Here is a 10,664-nt window from a genome sequence, read left to right as displayed (position 1 = left end):
CCACCGGTGAGGGCACGATCTGACCCTAGGACTCCAAGGTCCAGGGGGCGGGAGTGCTCACTCACCAGCGGCTACCAGGCACCGAGTCTGCCCGATCAGCAACCCCGGCAGCTCCCATTAGGGCGCCGGGACGGGACGGGTGAGCAGCGCGACCGGGTCCCGTCCGACGCGCGTGACGACCAGGGTCAGCTCGCCGCCGCCGTGCCCGGCCCGGCGCCCGCCGAACCCGAGATCGCGCCGGAGCCGGTCGACGTCGACGGCCGAGCCGCGCTTCTTGACGGTCAGCACCCCGATCCCGCGACGCCGGAGCTCCGCGCGCAGGCGCTTCACCGAGAACGGCAGGACGTCCTCGACCTCGTACGCGGACGCGAACGGGGTCGGGCAATACCGGTCGGACGTGACGTACGCGATCCGCGGGTCCGCGAGCCCGCCGCCCACCATCTCTGCCACCTCGCCCACCAGATGGGCGCGGATGACCGCTCCGTCTGGCTCGTACAGGTACCGGCCCCACGCGCGCACGTCCGGGTCGTCCAAGCCCTGCGGGGTCAGCGTCCAGACCTCCGGATCGGTGTCGGACGAGAGCAGCGTGGCCCGGCGCCCCACGTCCCCCGCGAGCGACCCGAGCCAGAGGGCCGCCTCCTTGACGTCGCCGTGGACCGACACCCACTCGGCCTCCGCGCCGTCCGGAACGGTCTCATGCGGGATGCCGGGCGCCACCTTCACGCACGCGGCGGGCACTTTCCCGGCACTGGCCAGGACGACGTCGAGCGGCGGCTCGTAGGAACGGGGGTCGAAGACCCTGCCGCGCGCCGTACGGCGTCCGGGGTCGGCGAACACCGCGTCGAACCCGTCCGGCGGGGTCTTGGTGGCGTCCGCGACGCGTACGGAGGCGTCCAGTCCGAAAGCGGTCACGTTCGCCTGCGCCACGTCAGCCGTCAACGGGTCGAGTTCCACCCCTTCGCCGGCGAGGCCCGCGCGCCCCCGCGCGAGAAGGTCGGCGCCTATCCCGCATCCGAGTTCCAGCACCCGCGCACCGTCCAGATGGGCGGCGAACCGTCGAGCGCGGTGCGCCGCCACGCTCGCGCGGGTGGACTGCTCAAGGCCCGCCTGGGTGAAGTACATGCGCTCGGCGTCCGCGCCGAACTTGGCGCGCGCCCGTTCCCGCAGACGCACCTGCGTGAGCGCCGCCGCCACCAATACGGGGTCGTGCCGTTCGCGCAGCCGCGTCGCCGCGGCGAGCAGGCCGTCCCCGCTCACGTCCGCGGCGGCGGCCTCGCCGAGGACCGCCTGGCCGGAGGGGGTCCGCAGGGCGCGGAACGACGCGATGTCCATAGGGTGAAATTAGCCGCCGGTGAACAGTGCCGGGCGCCTCCGTGTCCGTGTTGACGGGCTCCCGGGCACGGCATAGTCTCCATGACTGGCACTCTCCTAGCGAGAGTGCCAACAACAGCGACAAGGTCGGTCTGGCACCCGCGACGGCAGGCCGGTCCAGGGTCGCCTCTTCTGTCACATGTGCTGGCCGGTCATCCGTGGCCGGCCGAGGACCAATCGAAGGGGAGGTCAGATCGTGACGACCGCCACCAAGGTTGTTCTCAAGCCGCTTGAGGACCGCATCGTCGTCCAGCCGCTTGAGGCCGAGACCACCACCGCGTCGGGCCTGGTGATTCCGGACACCGCCAAGGAGAAGCCCCAGGAGGGCACCGTCCTTGCCGTTGGCCCGGGTCGCGTCGACGACAAGGGCGAGCGCGTCCCCGTCGACGTCAAGGTCGGCGAGGTCGTGCTCTACAGCAAGTACGGCGGTACCGAGGTCAAGTACAACAACGAGGACTACCTCGTGCTCTCGGCCCGCGACGTGCTCGCGGTCATCGAGAAGTAATCACCGAGACGTGATGCACCCGCCCCGGTCGGCGCCGCCTTCGGCGGGGCTGCCGGGGCGGATCGCGTAAAAGAGGAGTATCCGCATGGCGAAGATCCTGGAGTTCGAGGAGGACGCTCGCCGGGCTCTTGAGCGCGGCGTCAACGCTCTCGCGGACGCCGTCAAGGTGACGATCGGCCCGCGCGGCCGCAACGTCGTCATCGACAAGAAGTTCGGCGCGCCGACGATCACCAACGACGGCGTCACCATCGCCCGCGAGGTGGAGCTGGAGGACCCCTACGAGAACCTCGGGGCCCAGCTCGCCAAGGAAGTGGCGACCAAGACCAACGACATCGCGGGCGACGGCACCACCACGGCGACCGTGCTCGCCCAGGCGCTGGTCCGCGAGGGCACCCGCAACGTGGCGGCCGGCGCGTCCCCGCTCGCGCTGAAGCGCGGCATCGACGCGGCCGCGCAGTACGTGTCCGACCAGCTGCTGAAGACGGCCCGCGAGATCGTGGAGAAGGGCGAGATCGCGCACGTCGCCACCATCTCCGCACAGGACGCGCAGATCGGCGAGCTGATCGCCGAGGCGTTCGAGAAGGTCGGCAAGGACGGCGTCATCACCGTCGAGGAGGCCCACACCATGGGCCTGGAGCTGGAGTTCACCGAGGGCCTCCAGTTCGACAAGGGCTACCTCTCGCCGCACATGGTCACCGACCTCGAGCGCATGGAGGCCGTCCTGGAGGACGCCTACGTCCTCATCGTGGACGGCAAGATCTCCAACGTGCAGGAGTTCCTGCCGCTGGCCGAGAAGGTCGCGCAGACCAAGAAGCCGCTGCTCGTGGTGGCCGAGGACGTCGAGGGCGAGGCCCTGGCGCTGCTCGTCGCCAACAAGATCCGCGGGACGTTCACGTCCGTCGCGGTGAAGGCGCCGGGCTTCGGCGACCGCCGCAAGGCGATGCTGGGCGACATGGCCACCCTGACCGGCGGCCAGGTCGTCAGCGAGGCCATCGGCCTCAAGCTCGACTCCATCGGGCTGGAGGACCTCGGCCGCGCCCGCCGGATCACCGTCACCAAGGACGCCACCACCATCGTCGACGGCGAGGGCTCCGCGGACGAGATCAACGCGCGCGTCAACCAGATCAAGGTCGAGATCGAGAACTCCGACTCCGACTGGGACCGCGAGAAGCTGCAGGAGCGGCTGGCCAAGCTGGCCGGCGGCGTCTGCGTGCTGCGCGTCGGCGCCGCCACCGAGGTGGAGCTGAAGGAGAAGAAGCACCGCCTGGAGGACGCCATCTCGGCGACCCGCGCGGCGATCGAGGAGGGCATCGTCTCCGGCGGCGGCAGCGCGCTGGTGCACGTGGCCAAGGAGGGCTTCGACGCCCTCGGCCTGTCCGGCGACGAGGCCACCGGCGCGGACGCCGTCCGCCGCGCGCTCAACGAGCCGCTGCGCTGGATCTCCGAGAACGCCGGCCAGGAGGGCTACGTCGTCGTCTCCAAGGTGCAGGCGCTGAAGGCCGGTCAGGGCTACAACGCCGCGACCGGCGAGTACGGCGACCTGATCGCCCAGGGCGTCATCGACCCGGTGAAGGTGACCCGCTCCGCGGTCACCAACGCCGCCTCGATCGCGGGCATGCTGCTCACCACCGAGGTGCTCGTCGTCGACAAGCCGGAGGAGGCCGAGGAGGCCGCCGGCGGTCACGGCCACGGCCACGGGCACGGCCACTGAGCCGTCCGGACGCCGCATCGGCAGACCCCCGTCCCTCCGGGCGGGGGTCTTGTCATTTGTCGGTTAATGAGTTATTTGCCGCTTGATGGGGCAGTGAAGATTTCGTGACACGTGGCAGTGAATTGAGCGCACGGTGTAGTTTCACCAGGTTCGCTCCAGCACTGTGACCATTCCGTTGTCATGGACGGGGCAGACACGCCCGGCGGTGCTGGGCATCATGCTTGACGTGACCGAGGGATGCTACGCCGGGACCATGACCGCGCGCGCTGCCGAACCCTCGGGAGGGTCGGCGCCTCCATCGCCCCGCGACACCGGCCGCGGGGCGCGCGCACCGCGTGCGGGGGACGCGGGCGACGGCGACCTCAAGGAGCTGACGAACCTCGCCGTCCAGGGCGACCCGGGCGCGATCGAGATCCTCATCGCCGAGGTGCGCCCGATGATCGTCCGGTACTGCCGGGCCCGGCTCGGACGGGTCTCCGGGCAGTACCACATCGCCGACGACGTGGCGCAGGAGGTCTGCATCGCCGTGCTGTCGGCGCTGCCCCGCTACCGGGACATGGGCCGCCCCTTCGCCTCCTTCGTCTTCGGCATCGCCGCGCACAAGATCGCGGACGCGCTGCGCAGCGCGGTCCGCGCGGCCGTGCCCACCGAGGACCTGCCGGACGGCCCCGACGACCGTCCCGGCCCCGAGGAGACGGTGGTCCGCTACATCGAGGCCCAGCGCGCCCGCGACCTGCTGACCCGGCTGCCCGAGCACCAGCGCGAACTGGTGCTGCTGCGGGTCGTCGCGGGGCTGTCGGCCGAGGAGACCGGCAACGTGCTCGGCATGTCCGCGGGCGCGGTGCGGGTCGCGCAGCACCGGGCGCTGGCCCGGCTCCGGGCGATGGCCAGAGAGGAGTCGATCGCTTGACGGAGCGCGGCCCCCTCACCGGCATCGGGGGCGCCCCGAATCCGGCCGGGCCCTCGCACTCCGGTGATGCCCCGGCGCCCCCGCCCCGGCCGGCCCCGGCGGGCCGGTCCAAGGGCCAGGCCGCCGATCTGGCCGCGGTGCGCCGGACGGACGCCCTCATCGAGGCGCTGGCCGCCCTGCGCGTCCCCGGGAACGCCGCCGCGCGCCCGGCCGACGAGTCCGACCCCGCGGTACGGCTGCTGCGCGCGCTGATCACCGACGTGGACGACCCGGCCGCCGACCCCGCGCCGCCGGCGCCGCCCGCCCCGCCCGGACCGGGCCCGCGCCGCCGCGGGCCGCGCACGATCGTCGCGCTGGGCGTGGCGGGCGCGGTCCTCGCCAGTACCGGAGTCGCCGCGGCGGGCGGCGGCGCCGTCGAACGCTCCTCCGCCGCGCCGGCGCCGAGCGCGGCGGGTGCGTCCGGTCGGGACGGCGGGCCCGCCGCCACCGACGTCGACGCCGCGACCCACGACGGCCCGCGGTCCTCGGTCCCCCCGGCGCCCGGATCCCGTACGCGAAAGCCGTCCCGCGACCCCGAACGCGCGGACATCGAGCGCATCAAGCGCCGCCTGGAGGACCTGTTCCCGCACCGGCGCCACCACGGCCGCCCGGACGGCCCCCGCATGACCACCCAGTCGGCGCCGTCCGTCCGCCCCGGCGGCCCGTCCGAGGACGACCCCCTCCGCAGCCTGGACGCCCTGCGCCGCGAAGCCCAGAAGCGGACCGGCGACTACAGAGACCCCCGCTGGGACGACTGAAGCGCCCGGGGGTTAGTTCTCCTCGCGGCCCTCTTCGCTGTCGATGACGCCGTCGACGTAGCCGCGCGCGTACTCCCAGCTCACGTAGTCGACGGGGTCGGGGGAGAGGGCCGGTTCGTGGACGCGGGGCAGGCCCTGGTCCAGCAGGTGGCGCAGGTTGCCGTGCAGCAGTTCCCAGTCGATGTAGTGGAGCTTGCCGCAGTCGCCGCAGTCGACGGTGAGGCCGCGCACGCCGAGGGGCTCCAGGAGGGCGCGAAACACCTCCAGGTCGGCGAGGTCGGCCAGCACGTCCTCCCGCTCCGTCACGCTGAGCGGAGCGGCCTCGTCGCCGGGGTCGCCGAGCGCCGCCGCCGGATCCTCCGGATCTCCGGCGAACGGGTCGAGCGGAGCGTCGTCGTGCACAGTCCCACGCTACTGCCGGACGGGCCGTAAGGTGCACCCCCCGGTCTCCTCTGTGCGCGAACAATCACGAAGCGTGCGCGGGCACCGGGAATGCGTGGTGCCGCCCGGCGTGTTTCCGGATGTCATCAAGACCACGCTCCGCCGTGCGCAACAGCCCGTCCCACCTTGGGGGGACGCCCTACCATGGGGACAGGGTCCCTCGTGACCTGGCCCGATGCCGCCACCATTATGGGAAGGTTGTCATGAACCCCGCCGCCGAGCCCGACAAGTTCCTCCCGCAGGGCCTGACCTTCGACGACGTGCTCCTGCTGCCGGGCTACTCCGACCTGCAGCCCGGCGAGGCGGACACCTCGACGCGGCTGACCCGCGAGATCTCGCTGCGGATCCCGCTCGTGTCGGCGGCGATGGACACCGTGACCGAGGCCCGGACGGCCATCGCGATGGCCCGCCAGGGCGGCATCGGCGTCCTGCACCGGAACATGTCGATCGAGGACCAGGCCGAGGAGGCCGACCGGGTCAAGCGGTCCGAGTCCGGGATGATCACGAACCCGGTGACCTGCCTGCCGGACGCGACGCTCGCCGACGTCGAGGAGCTGTGCGCCCGCTACCGGATCTCGGGCGTGCCGGTCACCGACGTGCGGGGCGTCCTGGTCGGCATCGTGACGAACCGCGACATGCGCTTCGAGTCGGACCTGTCCCGTCCGGTCCGCGAGGTCATGACCCCGATGCCGCTGGTGACGGCGCCGGTGGGCGTGTCGCGGGACGACGCGTTCCGGCTGCTGGCGGGGAACAAGGTCGAGAAGCTCCCGCTCGTGGACGCCGACGGCCGCCTCAAGGGCCTCATCACCACCAAGGACTTCACCAAGAGCGAGCAGTACCCGAACGCCACCAAGGACGCCGACGGCCGGCTGCTGGTCGCCGCGGCCGTCGGGGTCGGCGAGGACGCGCTGCGCCGCGCCCGCGCGCTGATCGACGCGGGCACCGACGTCATCATCGTCGACACCGCGCACGGCCACTCCAAGGGCGTCGCCGACACGGTCGCCGCGATCAAGGGCAACGCGGGCGTCGAGGTCGTCGGCGGCAACGTCGCGACCAAGGCCGGCGCGCAGGTCCTGGTGGACGCGGGCGCCGACGCGATCAAGGTCGGGGTCGGGCCCGGCTCGATCTGCACCACCCGCATCGTCGCCGGGGTCGGCGTGCCGCAGATCACCGCGATCTCCGAGGCGGCCCGCGCGGCGAAGGCGGCCGGCGTCCCGGTGATCGGGGACGGCGGCCTGCAGTACTCGGGCGACATCGCGAAGGCCCTGGTCGCGGGCGCCGACACGGTCATGCTGGGCAGCCTGCTCGCCGGCGTGGAGGAGTCCCCGGGCGAACTGATCTTCGTCCACGGCAAGCAGTACAAGTCGTACCGCGGCATGGGCTCGCTCGGCGCGATGCGCAACCGCGAGCGCGGCGCGTCCTACTCCAAGGACCGCTACGCCCAGGCAGACGTCAGCGCCGAGGAGAAGCTGATCCCCGAGGGCGTCGAGGGCCAGGTGCCCTACCGCGGGCCGCTCGCCAACGTCGCGCACCAGCTCGTCGGCGGCCTCCACCAGTCCATGTGGTACGCGGGGACGCGCACGATCCCCGAGCTTCAGGAGCGCGGCCAGCTCATGCGCATCAGCGTCGCCGGCCTCCGCGAGAGCCACCCGCACGACATCCAGATGACCGTCGAGGCCCCCAACTACCAAGGCCGATAGAATCGCCGGGGTAGGAACCCAAACCCGCAACACCCGAAGCGTTGGGCCGGGTGCGAACCCAAGCCCGCAACAACCGAAACGTCGCGATCGTGTGCGAAGCCAGGTTCGAGTTTGCGAGAACCGGGTCGCGCAGCGAGCCCCCTGGGCGAGTCGGAGCGATGCGGCGATCGCCGCATTGCCCGCCGAGGGAGGGTGCTCCAGCACCTGACGCCAAGGGCAATGAGAGGAACAGAGTGGCTGCTGAGGTGGAGATCGGCCGGGGCAAGAGCGGGCGCCGGGCGTACGCCTTCGACGACATCGGCATCGTGCCGTCCCGCCGGACGCGCGACCCCGAAGAGGTCAGCGTCGCCTGGCAGATCGACGCCTACCGGTTCGAGATGCCGCTGGTCGTCGCGCCGATGGACAGCGTCGTCAGCCCGGCCACCGCCATCGCCGTCGGACGCCTCGGCGGCCTCGCCGTCCTCGACCTCGAAGGGCTGTGGACGCGCTACGAGAACCCCGAGTCGCTGCTCGCCGAGATCGCCTCGCTGGACGGCGTGCGCGCCACCGAGCGGCTCCAGGAGATCTACTCCGAGCCGATCAAGGAGGAGCTGATCGGCCGCCGGATCGAGGAGGTCCGCGACGCGGGCGTCACCGTCGCGGCCCGGCTGTCGCCGCAGCGCACCGCCCAGTTCCACAAGGCCGTCATCGACGCGGGCGTCGACCTGTTCGTGATCCGCGGGACGACCGTGTCCGCCGAGCACGTGTCCGGGCGGGCCGAGCCGCTGAACCTGAAGCAGTTCATCTACGACCTCGACGTCCCGGTGATCGTCGGCGGCTGCTCCACCTACACGGCCGCGCTGCACCTCATGCGGACCGGCGCCGCCGGCGTGCTGGTCGGGTTCGGCGGCGGCTCCGGCCACACCACGCGGACCGTCCTCGGCGTCGCCGTCCCGATGGCGACCGCGGTCGCGGACGTCGCCGCCGCCCGCCGCGACTACATGGACGAGTCCGGCGGACGGTACGTCCACGTCATCGCCGACGGCGGCATGGTCAACAGCGGCGACATCGCGAAGGCGTTCGCGTGCGGGTCCGACGCGGTGATGGTCGGCTCCCCGTTCGCCCGCTCCACCGAGGCGCCGGGGCGCGGCTACCACTGGGGCAGCGAGGCGCACCATGGCGACGTCCCGCGCGGCACCCGCCTCGAACTCGGGACGATCGGGACGATGGAGCAGATCCTGCACGGCCCGTCCCATGTCGCGGACGGCTCCATGAACCTGATCGGGGCGCTGCGCCGTGCGATGGCCACCGCCGGTTACACGGAGCTGAAGGAGTTCCAGCGGGTGCAGGTCGTGGTCGCCCCCCGCAGGCCCGCCGACTGACGGCGCCCGCACGCCCGTCCGGGCTTTCGGCGCCGGTGTGGACCGGACCCTACTCTTGGGTAGGTACTGCTCGGAAACCGAACCGCTGTGGGGGGAAACGCGATGACGGCATCACCGGTGACCGGCCTTGGAAGCTCCCGGCTCGGCCCCGCCGAACGGGCCGCGGCACTCGACCGCATGGCCCGCGAGGAGTTCGACGTCGTCGTCGTCGGCGGCGGCATCGTCGGCGCGGGCGCGGCGCTGGACGCGGCCACCCGGGGCCTGTCGGTCGCGGTCGTCGAGGCCCGCGACTTCGCGTCCGGCACGTCGTCGCGCTCCTCGAAGCTCATCCACGGCGGGCTGCGCTACCTGGAGCAGTACAACTTCGACCTCGTCCGGGAGGCGCTGACGGAGCGCAGCCTGCTCCTGCAGCAGATCGCGCCGCACCTGGTGAAGCCCGTCCCGTTCCTGCTGCCGACGACGCACCGCGTCTGGGAGCGCGCGTACTTCGGCGCCGGCGTGGCCCTCTACGACCTGCTGTCCCTCCAGATGGGCAGCACGCGGGGCGTCCCGCACCACCGGCACCTGACCCGGCGCGGCGCGCTGCGGCTCGCGCCGTCCCTGCGCAAGGGCGCCTTCACCGGCGCGATCCAGTACTGGGACGCGCAGGTCGACGACGCCCGCTACGTGATGACCGTGCTGCGGACCGCGGCGGCGTACGGCGCCCAGATCGCGTCCCGCACGCAGTGCCTCGGCTTCCTGCGCGAGGGCGAGCGCGTCACCGGGCTGCGCATCCGCGACCTTGAGGGCAACACGACCAGCGAGGTCCGCGCCAAGCAGGTCGTGAACGCCACCGGCGTGTGGACGGACGACATCCAGGAACTTGTCGGCGGGCGCGGCCAGATCCATGTCAAGGCGTCCAAGGGCATCCACCTGGTCGTTCCCAAGGACCGCATCCACTCCTCGACCGGGATCATCCTGCGCACCGAGAAGTCGGTGCTGTTCGTGGTCCCGTGGGGCCGCCACTGGATCATCGGCACCACCGACACCGCCTGGGACCTGGACAGGGCGCACCCGGCGGCTTCCAAGGCCGACATCGACTACGTCCTCGACCACGTCAACTCCGTCCTGAACACGCCGCTGACCCACGACGACGTCGAAGGCGTCTACGCCGGGCTGCGCCCCCTGCTCACGGGCGAGACGGAGGAGACGTCCAAGCTCTCCCGCGAGCACGTGGTCGCGCACCCCGTCCCCGGCCTGGTCCTGGTGGCGGGCGGCAAGTACACGACCTACCGCGTCATGGCCAAGGACGCCATCGACGCCGTCGCCCACGGGCTCGATGGCAAGGTCGCCGAATCCTGCACGGACCGCATCCCGCTCGTCGGCGGCGACGGCTTCCAGGCCATGTGGAACGCCCGCCACCGCCTCGCGTCCCGGTCCGGCCTGCACGTCGCCCGCATCGAGCACCTCCTGCGCCGCTACGGCACGCTCCTGGACGACCTGCTCGGACTCGTCTCCGACAAGCCCGACCTGGCCAAGCCCCTCACCGGGGCCGACGACTACCTGCGCGCCGAAGTCGTCTACGCCGCCACCCACGAGGGCGCCCGCCACCTCAACGACGCCCTCGCCCGCCGCACCCGCATCTCCATCGAGACCTGGGACCGCGGCGTCGGCGTCGCCCAGGAGGCCGCGGACCTCATGGCCCCCGTCCTCGGCTGGTCCAAGAAGCAGCGCGACCGCGAGATCGAGTACTACCGCAAGCGCGTGGAGGCCGAGCGCGCCTCGCAGACCCAGGAAGGCGACCAGGAGGCCGACGCCCACCGCAGGGGCGCCCCGGACATCGTCCCCATCGCGACCCCCTGACCCCGCGCCCCCCGACCCCGCGCCCC

9 protein-coding genes are annotated in these 10,664 nt (G+C 72.3%); 7 read left to right on the top strand and 2 right to left on the bottom strand.

Features of this window, described 5'->3' with window-relative positions:
* Nucleotides 1–117 precede the first annotated feature (117 nt).
* On the bottom strand, nt 118–1,332 hold the full coding sequence (locus tag SM611_RS30710; protein ID WP_371953802.1) for a class I SAM-dependent methyltransferase: 1,215 nt from the start codon (nt 1,330–1,332) through the stop codon (nt 118–120).
* A 235-nt stretch (nt 1,333–1,567) separates the two neighbouring features.
* Here SM611_RS30710 and groES point away from each other — a divergent pair, with 235 nt between their 5' ends.
* The 4 genes from groES (at nt 1,568) to SM611_RS30690 (ending at nt 5,294) form a co-directional block, all read left to right on the top strand.
* On the top strand, nt 1,568–1,876 hold the full coding sequence (groES, locus tag SM611_RS30705) for a co-chaperone GroES (protein WP_067454521.1): 309 nt from the start codon (nt 1,568–1,570) through the stop codon (nt 1,874–1,876).
* A gap of 85 nt (nt 1,877–1,961) precedes the next feature.
* Complete coding sequence (gene groL / locus SM611_RS30700) at nt 1,962–3,587, top strand: chaperonin GroEL (protein WP_371953801.1); 1,626 nt, start codon at nt 1,962–1,964, stop codon at nt 3,585–3,587.
* 217 nt (nt 3,588–3,804) lie between these two features.
* On the top strand, nt 3,805–4,497 hold the full coding sequence (locus SM611_RS30695; protein WP_371953800.1) for a sigma-70 family RNA polymerase sigma factor: 693 nt from the start codon (nt 3,805–3,807) through the stop codon (nt 4,495–4,497).
* Nucleotides 4,494–5,294: a hypothetical protein gene (locus SM611_RS30690; RefSeq protein ID WP_371953799.1), complete on the top strand. Its 801-nt coding sequence runs from the start codon at nt 4,494–4,496 to the stop codon at nt 5,292–5,294. Before SM611_RS30695 ends, SM611_RS30690 begins: the two co-directional genes overlap by 4 nt.
* A 12-nt stretch (nt 5,295–5,306) precedes the next feature.
* Here the strand turns inward: SM611_RS30690 and SM611_RS30685 are convergent, their stop codons facing one another.
* Complete coding sequence (locus tag SM611_RS30685; protein WP_371953798.1) at nt 5,307–5,696, bottom strand: DUF5319 domain-containing protein; 390 nt, start codon at nt 5,694–5,696, stop codon at nt 5,307–5,309.
* Between the two features lie 242 nt (nt 5,697–5,938).
* Here SM611_RS30685 and guaB point away from each other — a divergent pair, with 242 nt between their 5' ends.
* The 3 genes from guaB (at nt 5,939) to SM611_RS30670 (ending at nt 10,638) form a co-directional block, all read left to right on the top strand.
* Nucleotides 5,939–7,435 carry an IMP dehydrogenase gene (guaB, locus tag SM611_RS30680; RefSeq protein WP_371953797.1) on the top strand — a complete coding sequence of 499 codons (1,497 nt, stop codon included), beginning with the start codon at nt 5,939–5,941 and terminating at the stop codon, nt 7,433–7,435.
* 245 nt (nt 7,436–7,680) lie between these two features.
* Nucleotides 7,681–8,796 carry a GuaB3 family IMP dehydrogenase-related protein gene (locus tag SM611_RS30675; RefSeq protein ID WP_371953807.1) on the top strand — a complete coding sequence of 372 codons (1,116 nt, stop codon included), beginning with the start codon at nt 7,681–7,683 and terminating at the stop codon, nt 8,794–8,796.
* A gap of 102 nt (nt 8,797–8,898) precedes the next feature.
* Nucleotides 8,899–10,638, top strand: coding sequence for a glycerol-3-phosphate dehydrogenase/oxidase (locus SM611_RS30670; protein WP_371953796.1), 1,740 nt, complete (start codon nt 8,899–8,901; stop codon nt 10,636–10,638).
* The last annotated feature ends 26 nt before the right edge of the window (nt 10,639–10,664 follow it).

It is taken from the genome of Actinomadura monticuli, from assembly GCF_041463655.1.
GTDB classification, from domain to species: Bacteria; Actinomycetota; Actinomycetes; order Streptosporangiales; family Streptosporangiaceae; genus Spirillospora; species Spirillospora monticuli.
The sequence above is the reverse complement of the archived record's forward strand: the minus strand, read 5'-3'. Positions and strand labels throughout refer to the sequence as shown.